Consider the following 21,232-nt stretch of genomic DNA (forward strand, 5'->3'; position numbering starts at 1 on the left):
GCTCTGTCGAGAAATCCACAAGCTTGCTCAATATCCGTTGCTGACGCCGCGTTAGCGCTGTGCGGTGGATAGAGAACGGGCTCGTGGGCCTGTCAGGGGGTTGACAGCTTCGGCTATGATAAGCGCTTTGTTTTAGTCGGCCTACCCTGTGCCGCGAACCTGCATGATCAAGGACCCCATGAGCAAGCCAGAGATTGTCGCCGCTTCGAACTTTCTTCGTCCCATCGTCCAGGCCGATCTGGATGCCGGCAAGCATACGAAGATCATCACTCGTTTTCCGCCGGAGCCCAACGGCTACCTGCATATCGGCCATGCCAAGTCGATCTGTCTGAACTTCGGCCTGGCCAAGGAGTTTGGCGGCGAGTGCAACCTGCGCTTCGACGACACCAACCCGGCCAAGGAAGACCAGGAATACATTGACGCGATCAAGAGCGACCTGCAGTGGCTGGGCTTCCAGTGGGCCGGCGAGGAGCGTTACGCCTCCAACTACTTCGACCAGCTGCATGACTGGGCCGTCGAGCTGATCAAGGCCGGCAAGGCCTACGTCTGTGACCTGTCGCCGGATGAGGCGCGCCAGTACCGCGGCAATCTGACTGAGCCGGGCAAAAACAGCCCGTTCCGCGAGCGCTCGGTGGAGGAAAACCTCGATTTGTTCGCCCGCATGAAGGCCGGTGAGTTCCCCGATGGCGCTCGTGCCTTGCGCGCGAAGATCGATATGGCCTCGCCGAACATGAACCTGCGCGACCCGATTCTCTACCGCATTCGCCATGCTCATCACCATCAGACCGGCGACAAGTGGTGCATCTACCCGAACTATGACTTTACCCATGGCCAGTCGGACGCCATCGAAGGTGTTACCCACTCGATCTGCACCCTGGAATTCGAGGACCACCGTCCGCTCTACGATTGGTTCCTCGACAACCTGCCGGTGCCGGCCAAGCCGCGCCAGTACGAGTTCGCCCGTCTCAACCTGAACTACACCATCACCAGCAAACGCCGGCTCAAGCAGTTGGTCGATGAAGGTCATGTGCATGGTTGGGACGATCCGCGCATGTCGACCCTCAGTGGGTACCGCCGTCGCGGCTACACCCCGGGGTCGATCCGGACTTTCTGCGACATGCTCGGCGTCAACCGCGCTGGCGGCTTGGTGGATATCGGCATGCTCGAATTTGCTATTCGCGAAGACCTCGATGCCTCCGCTTCGCGGGCCATGTGCGTATTGCGGCCCTTGAAGGTAGTGATCACCAATTACCCCGAAGGTCAGGTGGAAAACCTCGAGCTGGCGCGCCATCCCAAGCAGGACATGGGTGTACGTCAGCTGCCGTTTGCCCGCGAGATCTATATCGACGCCGGCGACTTCGAAGAAGTACCGCCCGCCGGTTTCAAGCGCCTGATCCCCGGTGGCGAAGCCCGACTGCGTGGCAGCTACGTGATTCGCGCCGATGAGGCGATCAAGGATGCCGAGGGTAATATCGTCGAGCTGCGCTGCAGCTACGACGAAAATACCCTGGGCAAGAACCCCGAAGGGCGCAAGGTCAAAGGCGTGATCCATTGGGTGCCGGCTGCTGCTAGCATCGAGTGCGAAGTGCGCTTGTACGACCGCCTGTTCCGCTCGCCGACCCCGGAGAAAGCAGAAGAGGGCAGCAGCTTCCTCGACAACATCAATCCCGAGTCGCTGCTGGTACTCAAGGGATGTCGTGCCGAGCCGTCGCTGGCCCAGGCCCAGCCTGAGCAGCGCTTCCAGTTCGAGCGTGAAGGCTACTTCTGCGCCGACATCAAGGACAGCAAGCCCGGTGCCCCGGTGTTCAACCGTACCGTGACCCTGCGCGATTCCTGGGCTTAAGGCTCAGGTGCGTTGATTTGAACCGGGCCAGCGCGCTGGCCCGTGGTTTTCCAAGGAATCCCGATGCTCTCGATCTACAACACGCTGACCAAAAACAAAGACGTTTTCAAACCGCTGGTGGACAACCAGGTGCGCATGTACGTGTGCGGCATGACGGTTTACGACTTCTGTCATATCGGTCATGCGCGGGTGATGGTGGCGTTCGACCTAGTCACCCGCTGGCTGCGCCATCGCGGTTATAAGGTGAATTACGTGCGCAATATCACCGACATCGACGACAAGATCATCAGGCGCGCCCATGAGAGCGGCGAGCCGTTCGAAGCCCTGGTCGAGCGCATGATCGCCGCCATGCATGAAGACGAAGCGCGGCTCAACGTGCTGCGCCCGGATCAGGAACCGCGCGCCACCGAGCATATCGCCGGCATGCACCAGATGATCCAGACCCTGATCGACAAGGGCTTCGCCTATGCCCCGGGCAATGGCGACGTGTATTACCGGGTCGGCAAATTCGTCGGCTACGGCAAGCTGTCACGCAAGAAGATCGAAGACCTGAAAGTCGGTGCGCGCATCGAGGTCGACGAAGCCAAGCAGGACCCGCTGGACTTCGTCCTGTGGAAGGGCGTCAAGCCCGGCGAACCGAGCTGGCCGTCGCCCTGGGGCGCGGGCCGTCCGGGCTGGCACATCGAGTGTTCGGTGATGTCCACCTGCTGCCTGGGCGAGACTTTCGACATTCACGGCGGCGGCCCGGACCTGGTGTTCCCGCACCACGAGAACGAGATCGCGCAGAGCGAGGCGGCCACCGGCAAGCTGTACGCCAACGCCTGGATGCACGCCGGGGCGGTGCGCGTGGATGGCGAGAAGATGTCCAAGTCGTTGGGCAACTTCTTCACCATTCGCGAGGTGCTGGAAAAGTACCACCCGGAAGTGGTTCGTTACCTGCTGGTGTCCAGTCACTACCGCAGTCCGATCAACTACTCGGAAGACAGCCTCAAGGAAGCCAAGGGCGCTCTGGAGCGTTTCTACCACGCACTACGCGGCTTGCCCGAGGTGCCGGCAGCCGGCGGCGAAGCCTTCGTCGAGCGTTTCGGTGCGGCCATGGACGATGATTTCAACTCCCCGGAAGCCTGCGCCGTGTTGTTCGAACTTGCGCGTGAGATCAATCGCCTGCGCGAAAGCGATCAGCCGGCGGCTGCCGGTCTGGCTGCGCGGTTGAAGGAGCTGGCCGGCGTGCTCGGTGTGCTGCAACTGCAGCCGGACGCTTTTCTCCAGGCCGGCGCCGCAGGCAAGGTCGATGCCGCAGAGGTCGAGACGCTGATCGCCGCGCGGCTGCAAGCCCGCGCCGAGAAGAACTGGGGTGAATCCGACCGTATCCGCGACCAGCTCGCCACCATGGGTGTGGTGCTGGAAGACGGCAAGGGCGGGACCACCTGGCGCTTAGCGGAATAATCGTTTGCCAGATTAGACAGGCCGCTTTCGAGCGGCCTTTTTCATTTTCGCAGGATGGCGCGGGGCGCGCAGGTTGAGCTACGCGATAGTCATCCTTCTTCCGGAAAATCACAGCGGGTTTTCCCGGTAAGGGCAATGAAGCGTCTTTTTGTCGCCCGGGTTCTACGCAAGCGCGATAGACACCCCATACCTTGGCGAGGGTGTGGGTTTCTTGCTGGTCGGGGATGGGTCTGGCGTGCCGCTACCCAGCAACGCCCTGAATATCTGCGGCTGCTCAAGAGCAGTGCGCTGGCGCTGGCTGGACGCAGGCTTTTGCAGGATCCAGCTGCTGACGCTGCTACATGCGAAGGAGGGGCTGCCCGTGCGCATGCACACCCTGCCTAGGTCATCACAATGGCTTGCAGCAGGTCACTGGGAGTCAGGCTCAGTTCCATAGCCAATTCCATACGCCAGGCAGGCGCGCGTACTGCAGCGGGTCGCTCAGGGTGCGCTTCAAGGCTGCGCGTTCGAGGGCCGTACGCTGGTCATAGAAGGGTTTGGCGTCAGTGGCGAGCCCGACGTCTACGGCTACATCCAGCAGAATCTGCAGGTACTCCTGCATATGCCGCGCGGTGTAAGTGTTGAGGTCATGGAAGGTCACGACCACCGGGATTACCCCATCCACCACTGGCATGCGGTCGGTGTGGATCTGTGTCGCTATCAGTGCGAGTTGGTCGCGCAGGTTGCTGCGTCGGCGCAGGCTGCCGTTGATGCCCCAGGTCTTGCCGTCGTTGGCGCTCAGGTCGGTCAGCAGCAAATGCAGGCCATGCGCCTGGTAGGCGGCAAAGGTGCGCTGGTTATAGTTCCAGAACGGCGGCCGGACCAAGCGCGGTGGTTTGCCACTGACGGCGCTGAGGTCGGCCACGCCATCGCGTAGCGACTGTTCCAGTTCGGCCGGGCTGAGGAAACGGTGATTGGAATGCCTAGGTGTGGCGGTGTGAAAACCCAGCAAGTGACCGTCTTTCTGCTGGCGGCGCAGCAATGCCTGCCCTTGAGCGCTGCCGCCAGCGTAGGGCGCGCGCGTCTGGATAAAGAACAGCGCCTTGATTCCGGGCTGGATGGGGTTGTCTGCCAGGGCGTCGAGAATCTGTCGGGTCGGGTTGAGCCCCAGGCTGCTACTCGGGCCGTCGTCGAAGCTAAGTAAAAAGCGTATCGGCGCAATCTCGGGTGATGGCTGGGGAGGCGGCGCGCTGACGCAGGCACTCAACAGAACCAGGGCCGTTATCGCCCAGCCCCATGTACGTGGCTTTCGTGGGGCTCGGCAAAATGATGCCGATGCTCGTAAAGCGGCGACTGCTGGGCGCAATGGGAAACTCATCGGGTTGTTTGACTCGTGAAGGCCGGGGGCGAAGGGTACAGCAGCCGGGGTGGTTCGGGGCTTTACTGTGGATGCCGGCAAGTGCCGGCTAACGGCGCGAGATGGAGGGTGAGCAAACGGCGCTGCTCGATTGTTGGCGACTATGCCCGTATCGACACCCTTTGGCGATTTTCAGTTCAATTTGTCCACTATTTGCCACAAGAACTCGCCTACTGTCGGTGTTGAGCCTGTGACAACGTTGCCGTGTAAGGGGCGATCAATGACAGCGCTTTAAAGCTTCAGTCCCTGCTCCCTCAACCGCTTATACAGCGTATTGCGGCTCACGCCCAAGCGCCTCGCCAGGTGCGAAATATTGCCGCCGCAGGCCTGAAACTGGCTGGCCAGGTCATCATCACAGGCGGCCAATAGCCCCGGTTGCTCACTTGCCGATGTCCCCTCATCGATGTCCTGCAAGTCGGCAAAAAAATCATCAGGTAGATGCTCCGGTCGAATCGGCTGGTCATCGGCCATGGCCAGGGCGATTTGCAGCACGCTGCTGAGTTGGCGCAGGTTACCCGGCCAGGGGTGGCGTTCGAACAGTTCCATCACCTCAGGGCTGGGCCTGGCCCATTGCTGGGGTTCGCGGTGGTATTCCCAGATGCGTTGCACCATGGCGGCTTTGTCGGTGCGTTCGCGCAGTGGTGGCAGCTCCAGGTTGAGGCCGCTGATGCGGTAGTAGAGGTCTTGGCGGAATAGGCCGGTGTCGACGTCCTGGCGCAGCGAGCGGTTGGTTGCGGAGATCAGGCGGATGTCCACCGGGTAGAGTTCGCTGCTGCCTAGCGGTTGCACGCAGCGTTCTTGCAATACCCTGAGCAAGCGGGCTTGCACCCGCAGTGGCATGTCGCCGATTTCATCGAGAAACAGGGTGCCTTGATGGGCCTTGCGGATCAGGCCGACGCTGCCTTTCTGGTTGGCGCCGGTGAAGGCGCCTTTTTCGTAGCCAAACAGTTCGGACTCCACCAGCTCGGCGGGAATGGCCGCGCAATTGACCGCGATCAACGCATGCTTGGCGCGGGAGCTGGCGTGGTGCAGGGCTTTGACGAAAACTTCCTTACCGACGCCGGTTTCGCCATGCACCAGAATCGGGATGTCTTTTTCCAGCAGGCGTTCGGCCTGGCGTACGGCTTTATCGACGCGTGGGTCGCCGAGGTTGATCGAGGCCAGGGTAAAGCCTTTGCTGCCGTCTTCAGGCTCGCTGGGCTGACGGAAATCCCTGGCCTGGATCGGCGCAGGTTGCTGCGGGCGTTTGACCTGAGCGTGAAAGCGGAAACGGCCACCGGCGCGCAGGCAAAAGGGCAGGGCTTCGGGCTGGTTGAACAGGTGTAGCAGGGGCACGTCGAACAGACTTTCGATATTTACCCGCGCCAGACTGACGCCGAGCAGGCTGTCGGCGCGGCGGTTGGCCGACACCACCTGGCCCTGGTCATCGAAGATCAGTAGCCCAGCCCAGGGGCTTTCCAGGTTGTCCAGGCTGGTGTTGAACGTCAGTTGAAAGTAGCGCTGCTGGAACAGGTTGAGGATCAGGCGGTTTTCCACCGACTGGCTCATCATCTTGACCATTCCCAGGGTATGGGAGGGCGGCAGGTAGCTGTCGCTGGAAACGTCCAGTACCGCAATCATTTGCCGTTGCTCGTCGAAAATCGGCGAGGCCGAGCCGGTCATGAAACGGTTGACCTTGAGGAAGTGCTCATCGTGCTGGATATGCACCGGTTGCGCGCAGTTCAAGGCGGTGCCTATGGCATTGGTGCCGGTGTAGCGCTCCAGCCAGCTGGCCCCGGCGACGAAACCGGGTGCGCGGCTGGGCTCGATAAAGCGCTGGTCGCCCCAGGACTGCAGCACCTGGCCCTGATTGTCGGCGAGCATGATCAGGCAATTGGAATTGGCGAGGATGTTGCCGTAGTAGGGCAGCACTTCTTTATGGGTGGTATGCACCAGCGCGTGCTGACTTTCCAGCAGGGCAGAGACTTCGCCGGGGCTGGGCTGAGTGAAGATGGGTGTGCTCTGGTGCGTCAGGCCGAAGTCGCGGCAACGCGACCAGGAGTCCTGAATGATGGTCTCGTGGGGCAGGACACTGGCAGCTTCAGCCATAACGAAGGTCTCGCAGTGGGTCTTGTTTTTATCGGATTTCGGTCTGCGCCGAGGTGCATTCAGTGTCGCCTATGGCTGTTCAAAGTCAACGCTTCGACTGTTCAATTGTTCATGATCGACTGTTCAATATTGTTCACCTGGAAAATATTACCCGAGGAAATATTAAGATAATCCTATGTAAATCAATTGCATATATGACTTTGTAGGCGCTTGGCACGGAACTCGCTTTGTCACTGGGCAGCTAGAACGCAAATAACAAGAAAATAGGACGGCCCATGTCACTTACGCTTGAGAATGTCACGCGTATCGTCGATCAGCAGGTGCACATCGACGATGTATGCCTGAGCTTCGAACCCGGTTCCTTCAATGTGTTGCTCGGCCGCACCCTATCCGGCAAGACCAGCCTGATGCGTTTGATGGCGGGCCTGGACAAGCCGAGCAGCGGGCGCATCCTGATGAATGGCGCGGACATGACCAATGTCTCGGTGCGCCAGCGCAACGTGTCGATGGTCTACCAGCAGTTCATCAATTACCCGACCCTGACGGTGTTCGAGAATATCGCCTCGCCGCTGCGCCAAGCCGGGGTGAGCAAAGCCGAGATTCTCGAAAAAGTGCATGCCACGGCGAAGATGCTGCGCATCGAGGCCTTGCTCCAGCGCCACCCGCTGGAACTGTCCGGCGGCCAGCAGCAGCGTACGGCCATGGCTCGCGCCTTGGTCAAGGATGCTTCGCTGATTCTGTTCGACGAACCGCTGGTCAACCTCGACTACAAGCTGCGCGAAGAGCTGCGCCAGGAGATGCGTGAGCTGTTCGAAGCGCGGCATACCATCGCCATCTATGCCACCACCGAACCGAACGAGGCCCTGGCCCTGGGCGGCACCACCACCATCCTGCACGAGGGGCGGGTGGTGCAAAGCGGCAAGGCCGCCGAGGTCTACCACCAGCCGCAGACTGTGCTGGCCGCCGAGCTGTTCTCGGAGCCGGCGATCAACCTGATGCCAGGACGCATCAGTGGCACTGAAGTGAGCTTCGCCGACGCTGTGCATTTTCCGCTCAACTCCGATTTGCAAAGCATCGCCGAAGGCGAATACCGCTTCGGCGTGCGCCCCAGCCATATCGGCCTGGTGCCGTCCAACGACGACGATCTGGAATTGGCCGTGACCGTCGAACTGGCGGAAATCAGCGGCTCGGAAACCTTCTTGCATGTGCGTAATGAGCAGTTCGTGCTGGTGCTGCACCTGCCGGGCGTACACGAGTACGCCGTCGATACGCCGATCCTCATCTATATCCCGACCCATAAACTGTTCGTCTTCGAGGCCAATGGCCGGTTGATCCAGGCGCCGAGCCGCCGTTTAGCGAGGACTGCCTGATGGCTGAGATACGTTTGCACAACCTGGCTCATAGCTACAGCCACGAGCCCAAGAGTGCGGCTGACTATGCGATCCGCGAGATGAACCATGTCTGGGAGCAGGGCGGTGCTTATGCCTTGCTCGGGCCGTCCGGCTGCGGCAAGTCGACCCTGCTCAATATCATCTCCGGTTTGCTCAGCCCCTCCCACGGCGAGGTGCAGTTCGACGGCAAGGTGGTCAACCATCTGCATCCCGAGCAGCGCAATATCGCCCAGGTTTTCCAGTTTCCGGTGGTTTACGACACCATGACGGTGTTCGACAACCTGGCCTTCCCGTTGCGTAACCAGGGCATGCATAAGGCCAAGATTCTGGCCAAGGTCAACGAAATCGCCGAGGTGTTGGATCTGCATCCACTGCTGCACAAGCGAGCGAGCAACCTGACCGCCGACGAGAAGCAGAAGGTATCCATGGGCCGCGGCCTGGTGCGCGATGACGTCTCGGCGATTCTCTTCGACGAACCGCTGACGGTGATCGACCCACACCTGAAGTGGAAACTACGGCGCAAGCTCAAGCAGATCCACGAGCAGTTCAATATCACCATGGTCTACGTCACCCATGATCAGTTGGAGGCCTCGACCTTCGCCGACAAGATCGCGGTGATGTACGGCGGCCAGATCGTCCAGTTTGGCACTCCGCGCGAGCTATTCGAGCGGCCCAGCCACACCTTCGTCGGCTATTTCATCGGCAGCCCGGGGATGAACCTGATCGAGGTCAGTCGTTGCGAGGGCGGTGTGCGTTTCGCCGATACCGTGCTGCCCTTGTCGCCAGCGCTGACTCAACGCCTTGACGAACTGGACTGGAGCAGCCTGAAAGTCGGCATTCGCCCCGAGTTCGTGCATGTCTGGGAAGGCCCGAACGAAGACGCGCTGTGCGGTGAGGTGGTACATCTCGAAGATCTGGGTACCTATAAAATCCTCACCCTGCGCCTGGACGGACAGCTGCTCAAAGTGCGCCTGCAGGAGGATCAGCCGGTGCCGCAACAGCAGGTCTATCTGAGCTTTCCAGCGCAGTGGCTGATGCTCTATGCCGACGAATACCTGGTGCAAGAGCTGCCAACGCAAGCTCGCTCGCAATCAGTGGAGGTGCAGCCATGAAGGTTTATAACAACAAGGCCTGGTGGTTGGTATTGCCGGTGTTCCTGCTGGTGGCGTTCAGCGCCATCGTGCCGATGATGACGGTGGTCAACTACTCGGTGCAGGACATTTTCGACCATTCGACGCGCTATTTCGTCGGGGTCGATTGGTACCGGCAGGTGCTGCAGGACACGCGCCTGCATGACTCGTTGCTGCGCCAGTTCATTTTTTCCGGTTGCGTGCTGCTGATCGAAATCCCCCTGGGCATTGCCATCGCCTTGACCATGCCGACCAAGGGTCGTTGGGCGTCGCTGGTGCTGATCGTCATGGCGATTCCGTTGCTGATTCCATGGAACGTGGTCGGCACCATCTGGCAGATCTTCGGCCGCGCCGACATCGGCCTGATGGGCTGGGCACTGAACAACATGGGCATCAGCTACAACTACGCCGCCAACACCAGTGACGCCTGGGTCACGGTGCTGATCATGGATGTCTGGCATTGGACGTCGCTGGTGGCGCTGCTCTGTTATTCCGGGCTGCGGGCGATCCCCGATGTGTATTACCAGGCGGCGCGCATCGACCGCGCCTCGGCCTGGGCGGTGTTCCGCCACATTCAGCTGCCCAAGCTGAAAAGTGTGCTGCTGATCGCGGTGATGCTGCGTTTCATGGACAGCTTCATGATCTACACCGAGCCGTTCGTGCTTACCGGTGGCGGCCCGGGCAATGCCACCACCTTCCTCAGCCAGACCCTGACCCAGATGGCCATCGGCCAATTCGATCTGGGCCCGGCGGCGGCGTTCTCCCTGGTGTACTTCCTGATCATTCTGTTGGTGTCCTGGCTGTTCTATACCGCCATGACCCATAACGACAAGACGCGCTGAGGCCAACCATGACCCTACGAAAAAAAGTGGTGCTGGGGCTGTATATCCTGTTCCTGCTGGTGCCCATCTATTGGCTGCTGAACATGTCGTTCAAGAGCAACACCGAGATTCTCGGTGGCCTGAGCATGTGGCCGCACAGCTTCACCCTGGCTAACTACAAGGTGATTTTCACCGACCCCAGTTGGTATGAGGGCTACCTCAACTCGCTGTACTACGTGACCTTGAATACGCTGATATCCCTGACGGTGGCGCTGCCGGCGGCTTATGCCTTCTCGCGCTACCGCTTCCTCGGCGATAAGCACCTGTTCTTCTGGCTGTTGACCAACCGCATGGCGCCACCGGCAGTTTTTCTGCTGCCGTTCTTCCAGCTGTACTCCTCGATTGGCCTGTTCGATACCCATATCGCCGTGGCCCTGGCGCACTGCCTGTTCAACGTACCGCTGGCGGTGTGGATTCTCGAAGGCTTTATGTCCGGGGTGCCGAAGGAGATCGACGAAACGGCCTATATCGACGGCTACAGCTTCCCGAAATTCTTCGTCAAGATATTTATCCCGTTGATTGGCTCTGGCATCGGTGTCACCGCGTTCTTCTGCTTCATGTTCTCTTGGGTCGAGCTGTTGCTGGCACGCACCCTGACCTCGGTGAACGCCAAACCCATAGCCGCGGTGATGACCCGCACAGTCTCGGCTTCCGGTATCGATTGGGGGGTGCTGGCGGCTGCCGGTGTGTTGACTATCCTGCCGGGGATGCTGGTGATCTGGTTCGTTCGCAACCACGTGGCCAAGGGCTTTGCCCTGGGCCGGGTCTAAGGAGCAAAAATTATGGATTGGATGGCTTGGACTCTGCCCACCGCATTGTTCTTCGGCACTATCGCCGCGATTCTGGCAGGGATGACGGCGTGGGAACTGCGCTCCCCTTGTATTGAGCGCAAAGGCTTCTTGCCGATCAGTACTACCCGTGGTGATCGGCTGTTTATCGGTCTGCTGGGAAGCGCCTACCTGCATCTGCTGGTGGTGGGCACGACCGATTGGAGTGTGTGGATAGCCTCGGTGCTGTCCTTATTCTTGCTGTTTGCAGTGATGCGTTGGGGCTAAGCCGGGTTGCTGTCGGTCACGACCGCTGGACTCGTGACCTGTAACCGACTTACCTCGCCCAAAAACCTGAGATGGAGGTCTCTATGTTCGACAATAACAACAAAACTCGACATAGCATGGCGCTGGTTGCCTTGCTGACGTTGTCCGGATTGAGCGGCGCCGCTTGGGCGGATGCCTATGAGGAGGCGGCAAAAAAATGGATTGCCGATGAGTTCAGTCCCTCGACGTTGACCGCGCAACAACAGCTCGAAGAGCTGAAGTGGTTCATCAAGGCGGCGGAGCCGTTCCGTGGCATGGAGATCAGCGTCGCCTCGGAGACGATCGCCACCCACGAGTACGAGTCCAAGGTGCTGGCCAAGGCTTTCAGTGAAATCACCGGAATCAAGCTCAAGCACGACCTGATGCAAGAAGGTGATGTGGTCGAGAAGCTGCAAACCCAGATGCAGTCGGACAAGAACATCTACGATGGCTATATCAACGACTCGGACCTGATCGGCACCCACTTCCGCTACGGCAAGGCCGTGCCGCTGACCGACATGATGGCCGGTGATGGCAAGGACTTCACCTCGCCAACTCTGGACCTGCCGGACTTTATCGGCCTGGACTTCACCACCGCGCCGGATGGCAAGCTGTATCAGCTGCCCGACCAGCAGTTCGCCAACCTCTATTGGTTCCGCGCCGACTGGTTCGAGCGTCCGGAGCTGAAGGCCAAGTTCAAGGAGATCTACGGCTACGAGCTGGGTGTGCCGGTTAACTGGTCGGCCTATGAAGACATCGCCGAGTTCTTCTCCGAGAAGGTCAAGGAAATCGACGGCCAGCGCATCTACGGCCATATGGATTACGGCAAGAAAGACCCCTCCCTGGGCTGGCGCTTCACCGATGCCTGGTTCTCCATGGCCGGTGGCGGCGACAAGGGTCTGCCTAACGGCCTACCGGTGGACGAATGGGGTATCCGGGTAGACGGTTGCCGTCCGGTCGGTTCCAGTGTCGCGCGCGGTGGTGCTACCAACGGCCCGGCGGCGGTCTATGCGACCACCAAGTACGTCGATTGGATGCGCCAATACGCGCCGCCGGAAGCCCAGGGCATGACTTTCTCCGAGGCCGGTCCCGTGCCTGCTCAGGGCGCCATCGCCCAGCAGATCTTCTGGTACACCGCCTTTACCTCCGACATGACCAAAGTCGGCCTGCCGGTGGTCAACGAAGATGGCACGCCGAAGTGGCGCATGGCGCCTTCGCCGAAAGGTCCGTACTGGGAAGAGGGCATGAAGCTGGGTTATCAGGACGCCGGCTCCTGGACCTTCCTCAAGTCCACTCCGGACAAGCAGCGTCTGGCGGCCTGGTTGTATGCCCAGTTCGTCACCTCGAAAACCGTGTCGCTGAAGAAGACGCTGGTTGGTCTGACGCCGATTCGCGAGTCGGATATCAACTCGCAGGCGATGACCGATATCGCGCCGAAACTGGGTGGGTTGGTCGAATTCTATCGCAGCCCGGCACGGAAGCAGTGGACACCGACCGGTACCAACGTACCGGACTATCCGCGTTTGGCGCAGCTGTGGTGGCAGTTTATTGCCGAGGCGGCCAGTGGTGACAAGTCGCCGCAAGAGGCGCTGGATGGTCTAGCGGCAGCCCAGGACACCATGCTTGGTCGTCTGGAGCGTGCCGGCGTGCTGGGTGAGTGCGGTCCTAAGCTGAACGAGGCAAAAGACCCGCAGTACTGGTTGGATCAGCCTGGCGCCCCCAAGCCGAAACTGGCGAACGAAAAACCCAAGGGTGAAACCATCAATTACAACGAGCTGCTCAAGTCCTGGGAACAGGCGCGTGATTGATAGTTAACCGGTCATAAAAAACGGCACCCTCGGGTGCCGTTTTTTATGATTGTCGAGCGCGCTACTTGTGCAGGTGCTCGGCCGCATGCAGGGTGTTTTCCAGCAGGCCGGCGCGGGTCATGGGGCCAACTCCGCCCGGTACCGGGGTGATCCAGCCGGCGCGGGGCAGGGCGGTTTCATACTCCACGTCGCCGATTAGTTTGCCGTCCGCCTGGCGGTTGATCCCAACGTCGATGACGATGGCGCCTTGCTTGACCCACTCGCCCTTGACCAGGCCAGGCTTGCCGGCTGCCACTACCACGATGTCGGCCTGTGCCACATGGCTGGCCAGATCCTTGGTGAAGCGATGGGTGATGGTGACGGTGCAGCCGGCCAGCAGCAGTTCCATGGCCATGGGTCGGCCAACGATATTGGATGCCCCGACTACCACGGCATGCAGGCCATACAGATCCACGCCGGTGCTGTGCAGCAGGGTCATGATGCCTTTTGGTGTGCAGGGGCGCAGCAGCGGCATGCGCTGGGCCAGGCGGCCGATGTTGTAAGGATGGAAGCCGTCGACATCTTTGTCCGGGCGGATGTGCTCGAGCAATAACGATGCATCCAGGCTTTCTGGCAGCGGCAGCTGTACCAGGATGCCGTCAATGCTCGGGTCATCATTCAGTCGTTCGATCAGCGCCAGAAGCTCACCTTGGCTGGTGTTGGCGGAAAGGTCGTAGGCCTGAGAAACGAAGCCGACTTCTTCGCAGTCTTTGCGCTTGTGCGACACGTAGACCTGAGAGGCAGGATCGCTGCCGACCAGAATCACCGCGAGGCCAGGTGCTCGCAGACCTTGCTGACGCCTTTCGGCGACCCGTTTGGCGATCTGCTGGCGGAGGCTGGCGGCGATCGCTTTGCCATCGATCAGTTGTGCGGTCATTGCGCTTGGTTAACCATTGGAAAGGATTCAAAAAGGAGGCGCATTCTCGCATGGCGTAACCCCAGGGCAAAGGCGCGTGCGAGGGTTTTCGCGTAACTCCTTTATATAGCTGAATTTTTTTAGCATTCCCTGTTGACGTGTTATCGGCGCCTCTATAACATTCGCCCCGCTTGTCGAGCACAGCCAGTCGCTGGGTAAGACGGCAAACGCAGGGACCGCAAGGTTTCTGCTGCAGCCGAAAGCTTTAAGTCTGCTCTTGCAGATGGATAGGCGCCCGTAGCTCAGCTGGATAGAGCATCCGCCTTCTAAGCGGATGGTCGCAGGTTCGAGTCCTGCCGGGCGTGCCATTTGGCAGCTTTGGCGCAAGTAAATGCAATATGGTGGGCGTAGCTCAGTTGGTAGAGCGCAGGATTGTGACTCCTGTTGTCGTGGGTTCGATCCCCATCGTCCACCCCATATTTAAAGGCGCCAGGTCGAAAGCCTGGCGTTTTTGTTTGAAAGCCTTACCACGCGGACGTGGTGGAATTGGTAGACACACTGGATTTAGGTTCCAGCGCCGAAAGGTGTGAGAGTTCGAGTCTCTCCGTCCGCACCATCTTTAGCTCCCTCCCGTTTGCCGCTAGCATCTAGGGTGACTTCTGCAAATTGACCCTCTAGAATGCATGCCCTTGATTCGGGGCCGGTAAACGGCCGGCCTATGTCTGTGCAACGAGGAATACCCATGCAAGTTTCTGTTGAAAGCACTTCTGCTCTTGAACGTCGCATGACCGTCGGCGTTCCCGTCGAGCGCATCGAGACTGAAGTCAACAAGCGTCTGCAACAGACTGCCCGTAAGGCTAAAGTTGCTGGCTTCCGTCCTGGCAAAGTACCGATGAGTGTGATTCGCCAGCGCTACGAAGACTCCGCTCGTCAGGAAGCCTTGGGCGATCTGATTCAGGCCACCTTCTACGAGGCCGTGGTCGAGCAGAAGCTCAATCCGGCAGGCTCTCCGGCCGTCGAGCCGAAAACCTTCGAGAAGGGCAAGGACCTGGAGTACGTGGCGACTTTCGAAGTCTTCCCGGAATTCGTGGTGGCTGGTCTCGAGACCATCGCGATCGAGCGTCTTCAGGCCGATGTGGCTGATGCCGATCTGGACAACATGCTGGAAATTCTGCGCAAGCAGAACACCCGCTTCGAAGTGGTTGAGCGTGCTGCCGAAGATAGCGATCAGCTGAATATCGATTTCGCTGGGCAGATCGACGGCGAAGCCTTCGCTGGTGGTTCTGCCACTGGTTCTCAGCTGGTTCTTGGCTCCGGCCGCATGATCCCTGGCTTTGAAGATGCACTGGTTGGTGCCAAGGCCGGTGATGTGCGGGTAATCAATCCGGTGTTCCCGGAGGATTACCAGAACCTGGATCTGGCCGGGAAGACTGCCGAGTTCACTGTTACTGTGAACAGCGTTTCCGCTCCTCAGTTACCTGAGCTCAACGACGAATTCTTCGCCCAGTTCGGTGTCAAGGAAGGCGGCCTGGAAGGCTTTCGCGCCGAAGTGCGCAAGAATATGGAGCGCGAGCTGCGTCAGGCCATCAAGTCCAAGGTGAAGAACCAGGTGATGGACGGTTTGCTGGCTGCCAATCCGATCGAAGTGCCGAAGTCCCTGATCGGCAACGAAGTCAATCGTCTGCGCGTGCAGGCTGTGCAGCAGTTCGGTGGCAACATCAAACCCGAGCAACTGCCGGCGGAGCTGTTCGAAGAACAAGCCAAGCGTCGCGTGGTGCTGGGTCTGATCGTTGCCGAAGTAGTCAAGCAGTTCGAACTCAAGCCTGACGATGCCCGTGTGCGCGAGATGATCCAGGAAATGGCCTCCGCTTACCAAGAGCCTGAGCAGGTCGTGGCCTGGTACTACAAAAACGACCAGCAAATGAACGAAGTCCGTTCGGTTGTGCTGGAAGAGCAAGTTGTAGATACTGTTTTGCAGAAGGCTAATGTGACCGATAAATCGGTCTCCTACGAAGAAGCTGTCAAGCCGGTGGAAGCTCCGCAAGCCGCCTGATTTCTTTACCTCGTTCGAGCACACCATAAGCCAGCCACCGTGCTGGCTTATGCGTATTTGATACATGACTGTTTAGGGAGCGAGTGCAAGAAATGTCCCGCAATCCTTTTATGCAACAAATGCCAGACATTCAGGCCGCTGGCGGCTTGGTGCCCATGGTTATCGAGCAAACGGCCCGCGGTGAGCGCGCCTATGACATCTACTCGCGCCTGCTCAAGGAACGCGTGATCTTCCTGATTGGCCCGGTCGAAGACTATATGGCCAATCTGGTAGCCGCGCAGTTGTTGTTCCTTGAAGCGGAAAATCCGGACAAGGACATCCATCTGTATATCAACTCGCCGGGTGGTTCGGTGACCGCAGGCATGTCGATCTACGACACCATGCAGTTCATTCGACCGGACGTGTCGACTATCTGCATCGGCCAGGCGTGTAGCATGGGTGCCTTGCTGCTGACTGCTGGCGCTGCCGGCAAGCGCTTCTGCCTGCCGCACTCGCGAATGATGATCCATCAGCCGCTGGGTGGCTTCCAGGGGCAGGCGTCGGATATCGAAATTCATGCCCGCGAAATCCTGACCATCCGTGATCGCCTGAACAATGTACTGGCTGGTCACACCGGTCAGCCGCTGGATGTGATTGCCCGTGACACCGATCGCGATAACTTCATGAGCGGTGAAACGGCGGTTGCCTATGGCCTTATCGACAAGGTTCTCGATAAACGCCTGGCTTCCAGCTAATCAGCGCTGATTGTGCGCGGCCGGCATGCCGTCGGTCGTATTGCGGGCTTGAAAATGCTCGCATTTGCCTCCATCTTGTTTTTCAAGCCTATCGTATTGGATTGATCGAATGACTGACACCCGCAATGGCGAGGACAACGGCAAGCTGCTTTATTGCTCCTTCTGCGGCAAAAGCCAGCATGAAGTGCGCAAATTGATTGCCGGCCCCTCGGTCTTTATCTGCGACGAGTGCGTCGACCTGTGCAACGACATCATCCGTGAGGAGGTGCAGGAAGCCCAGGCCGAAAGCAGCGCGCACAAGCTGCCTGCGCCAAAGGAAATCAGCGCCATCCTCGATCAGTATGTGATTGGTCAGGAGCGGGCGAAGAAAATCTTGGCAGTGGCAGTTTATAACCACTACAAGCGGCTTAATCAGCGCGAAAAGAAGGATGATATCGAGCTGGGCAAGAGCAATATCCTGCTGATCGGTCCAACCGGTTCGGGTAAAACCCTACTGGCTGAAACCTTGGCGCGCTTGCTTAATGTTCCGTTCACCATCGCTGACGCCACCACGCTGACCGAAGCTGGTTATGTGGGGGAGGATGTCGAGAACATCATCCAGAAGCTGCTGCAGAAGTGCGATTACGATGTGGAAAAGGCCCAGATGGGCATCGTCTATATCGACGAAATCGACAAGATCTCGCGTAAGTCCGATAACCCTTCGATCACTCGCGATGTGTCGGGTGAGGGTGTACAGCAAGCCTTGTTGAAATTGATCGAGGGCACAGTTGCCTCGGTTCCTCCGCAAGGTGGGCGCAAGCATCCGCAGCAGGAGTTCCTGCAGGTCGATACGCGCAATATCCTGTTTATCTGCGGCGGCGCTTTCTCTGGGTTGGAAAAGGTTATTCAGGGCCGTTCAACCAGGGGAGGGATCGGTTTCAATGCCGAGGTTCGCAGCAAGGATCTGGGTAAGAAGATTGGTGAATCGCTTCGTGCGGTTGAGCCGGACGATTTGGTCAAGTTTGGTTTGATCCCGGAATTTGTTGGTCGTTTGCCAGTTATTGCAACCCTCGACGAGTTGGATGAAGTTGCGCTTATGCAGATTCTGACCGAGCCGAAGAATGCCCTGACCAAGCAATATGCCAAGCTTTTCGAGATGGAAGGTGTCGATCTGGAGTTCCGTCCAGACGCATTGCAGTCCGTTGCACGCAAGGCCTTGGAGCGTAAGACTGGCGCTCGCGGCTTGCGCTCGATCCTCGAGGGTATTCTGCTCGATACCATGTACGAGATCCCCTCGCAGTCGGAGGTGAGCAAGGTGGTCATCGATGAGAGTGTTGTCGATGGAACATCCAAGCCCCTGTTGATTTACGAGAACAACGAACCTGTTGCCAAGGTCGCACCTGACGCTTGAGTCAGTCTGTTACATGTTGAAAGCAAGGGGCCCGCGGGCCCCTTTGCTTTTGCAGCCGAAACGCTTGTTTTTTGCTGGGGCTACCCCCATCTTAGGGTTAAGGGTTATCCCAACTATTTAAGGCCTAATGGGCCGCTGTAGAGCGAAAAATCATGAAGACAACCATCGAATTGCCTCTCCTTCCGCTACGCGATGTCGTGGTCTATCCGCACATGGTCATCCCGCTTTTCGTCGGACGCGAGAAATCCATCGAGGCCTTGGAGGCCGCGATGACCGGCGAGAAGCAGATTTTGCTGATTGCCCAGAAAAATCCTGCCGATGATGATCCCGGCGAAGAAGGGCTCTACCGTGTCGGTACCGTTGCGACGGTATTGCAATTGCTGAAACTGCCCGATGGCACCGTAAAGGTGCTGGTCGAAGGTGAGCAGCGCGGAGAAGTCGAACGGTTTATTGAAGTGGATGGCCACTGTCGCGCCGAAGTGCAGTTGATCGACGAGGTCGATGCGCCGGGGCGCGAGTCCGAAGTGTTTGTCCGCAGTTTGCTCAGTCAATTCGAGCAATACGTGCAGCTGGGGAAAAAGGTTCCGCCAGAGGTGTTGTCCTCGCTCAACAGTATCGATGAGCCGAGCCGCCTGGTCGACACCATGGCTGCACACATGGCGCTGAAGATCGAACAGAAACAGGAAATCCTGGAGATCACCGATTTGTCGGCGCGAGTCGAGCATGTGCTCGCCCTGCTGGATGTCGAGATTGATCTGTTGCAGGTCGAGAAGCGCATTCGTGGCCGGGTCAAGAAGCAGATGGAGCGCAGCCAGCGCGAGTACTACCTGAATGAGCAGATGAAGGCCATTCAGAAAGAACTTGGCGACAGCGAGGACGGTCATAATGAGCTCGATGAGCTGAAAAAGCGCATCGAGAACGGCGGGTTGAGCAAAGAGGCCTATAGCAAGGCCCAGGCCGAATTGAACAAGCTCAAGCAGATGTCGCCTATGTCGGCCGAAGCCACGGTGGTGCGCTCCTATATCGACTGGCTGGTGAATGTGCCGTGGACTGCGCGCAGCAAGGTACGCCTGGATCTGGCGCGCGCCGAAGCAATCCTGGATGCCGATCACTACGGGCTCGATGAGGTCAAGGACCGTATCCTCGAGTACCTCGCTGTGCAGAAGCGAGTGAAGAAGATCAAGGGGCAGGTACTCTGCCTGGTCGGGCCGCCGGGTGTGGGCAAGACCTCGTTGGCGGAGTCCATCGCTCACGCCACCAACCGCAAGTTCGTGCGTATGGCGCTCGGCGGTGTGCGCGATGAGGCAGAGATTCGCGGTCATCGCCGTACCTATATCGGTTCGATGCCGGGTCGCCTGATTCAGAAAATGACCAAGGTGGGCGTACGTAATCCGCTGTTCCTGCTCGATGAAATCGACAAGATGGGTCAGGATATGCGGGGCGATCCGGCCTCCGCGCTGCTTGAGGTGCTCGATCCAGAGCAGAACCACAATTTCAATGATCACTATCTAGAGGTCGATTTCGACCTCTCGGATGTAATGTTCCTCTGTACCGCCAACTCCATGAATATTCCGGCAGCTTTGCTCGATCGCATGGAGGTGATCCGTCTGCCCGGCTATACGGAAGACGAGAAGATCAACATCGCCATCAAGTACCTGGCGCCCAAGCAGATCCAGGCGAATGGCCTGAAAAAAGGCGAGCTCACTTTTGAGCGCGAAGCCATTCGCGACATCATTCGTTACTACACTCGCGAAGCCGGTGTACGCAGCCTGGAGCGGCAGATTGCCAAGGTCTGCCGCAAGGCGGTGAAAGAGCACAGCCTGGAAAAACGTTTTGAAGTGCTGGTGACCGCAGACTCGCTTGAGCATTTCCTCGGTGTGCACAAGCATCGTTATGGCTTGGCGGAACTGCAAGATCAGATCGGTCAGGTGACAGGGCTAGCCTGGACTCAAGTGGGTGGCGAGTTGCTGACCATCGAAGCCGCAGTGGTGCCGGGCAAGGGGCAGTTGATCAAGACCGGTTCGCTGGGCGATGTGATGCTTGAGTCCATTACTGCAGCGCAGACCGTGGTGCGTAGTCGGGCGAAGAGCCTGGGGGTCCCTCTGGACTTCTACGAGAAGCGCGACATCCATATCCATATGCCGGAGGGGGCAACCCCGAAAGACGGCCCTAGCGCGGGTGTAGGCATGTGCACGGCGCTGGTCTCGGCCTTGACTCAGATTCCGGTGCGCGCAGATGTGGCCATGACCGGAGAAATCACCCTGCGTGGCCAAGTGCTGGCCATTGGTGGCTTGAAAGAAAAACTTCTGGCTGCGCATCGGGGTGGAATCAAAACTGTGATCATTCCGGAAGAGAATGTGCGTGATTTGAAAGAGATTCCGGAGAACATTAAGCAAGACTTGGTGATTAAACCAGTTAAATGGATTGACGAAGTCCTGCAAATTGCGCTGCAATACGCGCCGGAGCCCTTGCCTGATGCGGCTCCTGAGCTGGTTACAAAGGATGACAAGCGCGAGACTGATTCCAAGGAGCGAATTAGCACGCACTAGTTGGGAGACTTCCTTGACACAATTTTAGAGCCCTTGTTATAAAGCGGCTCTTATTGTGTCGGAAGATCATCCAGCACTCGTTTTGCTTACACTAAAAATCAAGAAACAAACTCATCAGAAATTAAGGGGACTTAGAGTGAACAAGTCGGAACTGATCGATGCCATCGCTGCATCTGCTGATATCCCGAAAGCTGTTGCTGGCCGTGCGCTGGATGCAGTAATTGAATCTGTCACTGGCGCTCTGCAGGCTGGTGATTCCGTTGTACTGGTTGGTTTCGGTACCTTTGCTGTCAAAGAGCGCGCTGCGCGCACTGGTCGCAATCCGCAAACTGGCAATCCGATCAGCATCGCTGCCGCCAAGATTCCAGGTTTCAAAGCCGGTAAGGCACTGAAAGACGCCGTCAACTAAGCGTCTTTCAGGCATTGTCCCAGGTCAGCTTAATCCCTGATCTGGCAGCGGAGCGGTAGTTCAGTCGGTTAGAATACCGGCCTGTCACGCCGGGGGTCGCGGGTTCGAGTCCCGTCCGCTCCGCCAGTTACGAGAAGGCGCATCCT

At 58.6% G+C, this 21,232-nt stretch carries 16 protein-coding genes and 4 tRNA genes; 17 read left to right on the plus strand and 3 right to left on the minus strand.

Translation table 11 applies throughout. The features are described from left to right. Positions 1 to 178: 178 nt before the first annotated feature. Both VCJ09_RS10925 and cysS read left to right on the plus strand, forming a co-directional pair. Complete coding sequence (locus VCJ09_RS10925; protein ID WP_324734646.1) at positions 179 to 1,843, plus strand: glutamine--tRNA ligase/YqeY domain fusion protein; 1,665 nt, start codon at positions 179 to 181, stop codon at positions 1,841 to 1,843. A 63-nt stretch (positions 1,844 to 1,906) separates the two neighbouring features. Further along, a complete protein-coding gene (gene cysS, locus VCJ09_RS10930) occupies positions 1,907 to 3,289 on the plus strand; it encodes a cysteine--tRNA ligase (protein WP_324734332.1) in 1,383 nt (460 codons plus the stop codon). Positions 3,290 to 3,713: 424 nt separating this feature from the next. Here the strand turns inward: cysS and VCJ09_RS10935 are convergent, their stop codons facing one another. Next, a complete protein-coding gene (locus tag VCJ09_RS10935) occupies positions 3,714 to 4,535 on the minus strand; it encodes a polysaccharide deacetylase family protein (protein ID WP_407693025.1) in 822 nt (273 codons plus the stop codon). Positions 4,536 to 4,916: 381 nt separating this feature from the next. Continuing rightward, positions 4,917 to 6,773, minus strand: a complete 1,857-nt coding sequence (locus tag VCJ09_RS10940) for a sigma-54-dependent Fis family transcriptional regulator (RefSeq protein ID WP_324734333.1) — start codon at positions 6,771 to 6,773, stop codon at positions 4,917 to 4,919. 275 nt (positions 6,774 to 7,048) lie between these two features. Between VCJ09_RS10940 and VCJ09_RS10945 the strand changes: the two genes are divergently transcribed. The 6 genes from VCJ09_RS10945 (at position 7,049) to VCJ09_RS10970 (ending at position 13,056) form a co-directional block, all read left to right on the plus strand. Beyond that, positions 7,049 to 8,143: an ABC transporter ATP-binding protein gene (locus VCJ09_RS10945; protein WP_324734334.1), complete on the plus strand. Its 1,095-nt coding sequence runs from the start codon at positions 7,049 to 7,051 to the stop codon at positions 8,141 to 8,143. After that, complete coding sequence (locus tag VCJ09_RS10950; protein ID WP_324734335.1) at positions 8,143 to 9,276, plus strand: ABC transporter ATP-binding protein; 1,134 nt, start codon at positions 8,143 to 8,145, stop codon at positions 9,274 to 9,276. Before VCJ09_RS10945 ends, VCJ09_RS10950 begins: the two co-directional genes overlap by 1 nt. After that, positions 9,273 to 10,136 carry a carbohydrate ABC transporter permease gene (locus VCJ09_RS10955; protein ID WP_324734336.1) on the plus strand — a complete coding sequence of 288 codons (864 nt, stop codon included), beginning with the start codon at positions 9,273 to 9,275 and terminating at the stop codon, positions 10,134 to 10,136. The genes VCJ09_RS10950 and VCJ09_RS10955 overlap by 4 nt, the downstream gene beginning before the upstream one ends. An 8-nt stretch (positions 10,137 to 10,144) precedes the next feature. Further along, positions 10,145 to 10,945, plus strand: coding sequence for a carbohydrate ABC transporter permease (locus VCJ09_RS10960; protein WP_079201849.1), 801 nt, complete (start codon positions 10,145 to 10,147; stop codon positions 10,943 to 10,945). Between the two features lie 12 nt (positions 10,946 to 10,957). Further along, positions 10,958 to 11,230 carry a DUF2160 domain-containing protein gene (locus VCJ09_RS10965; protein WP_324734337.1) on the plus strand — a complete coding sequence of 91 codons (273 nt, stop codon included), beginning with the start codon at positions 10,958 to 10,960 and terminating at the stop codon, positions 11,228 to 11,230. Between the two features lie 83 nt (positions 11,231 to 11,313). Continuing rightward, positions 11,314 to 13,056, plus strand: a complete 1,743-nt coding sequence (locus VCJ09_RS10970) for an ABC transporter substrate-binding protein (RefSeq protein WP_324734338.1) — start codon at positions 11,314 to 11,316, stop codon at positions 13,054 to 13,056. 61 nt (positions 13,057 to 13,117) lie between these two features. On the opposite strand, the gene folD is transcribed toward VCJ09_RS10970, so the two are convergent. Beyond that, a complete protein-coding gene (folD, locus tag VCJ09_RS10975; RefSeq protein WP_324734339.1) occupies positions 13,118 to 13,972 on the minus strand; it encodes a bifunctional methylenetetrahydrofolate dehydrogenase/methenyltetrahydrofolate cyclohydrolase FolD in 855 nt (284 codons plus the stop codon). 270 nt (positions 13,973 to 14,242) lie between these two features. Here folD and VCJ09_RS10980 point away from each other — a divergent pair. The 9 genes from VCJ09_RS10980 (at position 14,243) to VCJ09_RS11020 (ending at position 21,212) form a co-directional block, all read left to right on the plus strand. Further along, positions 14,243 to 14,319 (plus strand) — tRNA-Arg (locus VCJ09_RS10980). Positions 14,320 to 14,352: 33 nt separating this feature from the next. Next, a tRNA-His gene (locus VCJ09_RS10985) sits at positions 14,353 to 14,428 on the plus strand. A gap of 54 nt (positions 14,429 to 14,482) precedes the next feature. Then, positions 14,483 to 14,567: transfer RNA gene (locus tag VCJ09_RS10990), tRNA-Leu, on the plus strand. Positions 14,568 to 14,693: 126 nt separating this feature from the next. Further along, on the plus strand, positions 14,694 to 16,004 hold the full coding sequence (gene tig, locus VCJ09_RS10995) for a trigger factor (protein WP_324734340.1): 1,311 nt from the start codon (positions 14,694 to 14,696) through the stop codon (positions 16,002 to 16,004). 92 nt (positions 16,005 to 16,096) lie between these two features. Continuing rightward, entirely contained in the window at positions 16,097 to 16,738 is a 642-nt protein-coding gene (clpP, locus tag VCJ09_RS11000) for an ATP-dependent Clp endopeptidase proteolytic subunit ClpP (protein WP_079201854.1), read from the plus strand. 109 nt (positions 16,739 to 16,847) lie between these two features. Continuing rightward, positions 16,848 to 18,128 carry an ATP-dependent Clp protease ATP-binding subunit ClpX gene (gene clpX, locus VCJ09_RS11005; RefSeq protein WP_324734341.1) on the plus strand — a complete coding sequence of 427 codons (1,281 nt, stop codon included), beginning with the start codon at positions 16,848 to 16,850 and terminating at the stop codon, positions 18,126 to 18,128. Between the two features lie 152 nt (positions 18,129 to 18,280). Continuing rightward, complete coding sequence (gene lon / locus VCJ09_RS11010; protein ID WP_324734342.1) at positions 18,281 to 20,677, plus strand: endopeptidase La; 2,397 nt, start codon at positions 18,281 to 18,283, stop codon at positions 20,675 to 20,677. A gap of 136 nt (positions 20,678 to 20,813) precedes the next feature. Then, on the plus strand, positions 20,814 to 21,086 hold the full coding sequence (locus tag VCJ09_RS11015; RefSeq protein ID WP_079201857.1) for an HU family DNA-binding protein: 273 nt from the start codon (positions 20,814 to 20,816) through the stop codon (positions 21,084 to 21,086). 49 nt (positions 21,087 to 21,135) lie between these two features. After that, a tRNA-Asp gene (locus tag VCJ09_RS11020) sits at positions 21,136 to 21,212 on the plus strand. The last annotated feature ends 20 nt before the right edge of the window (positions 21,213 to 21,232 follow it).

It is taken from the genome of Pseudomonas paeninsulae (genome assembly GCF_035621475.1).
Taxonomy (GTDB): Bacteria; Pseudomonadota; Gammaproteobacteria; order Pseudomonadales; family Pseudomonadaceae; genus Aquipseudomonas; species Aquipseudomonas paeninsulae.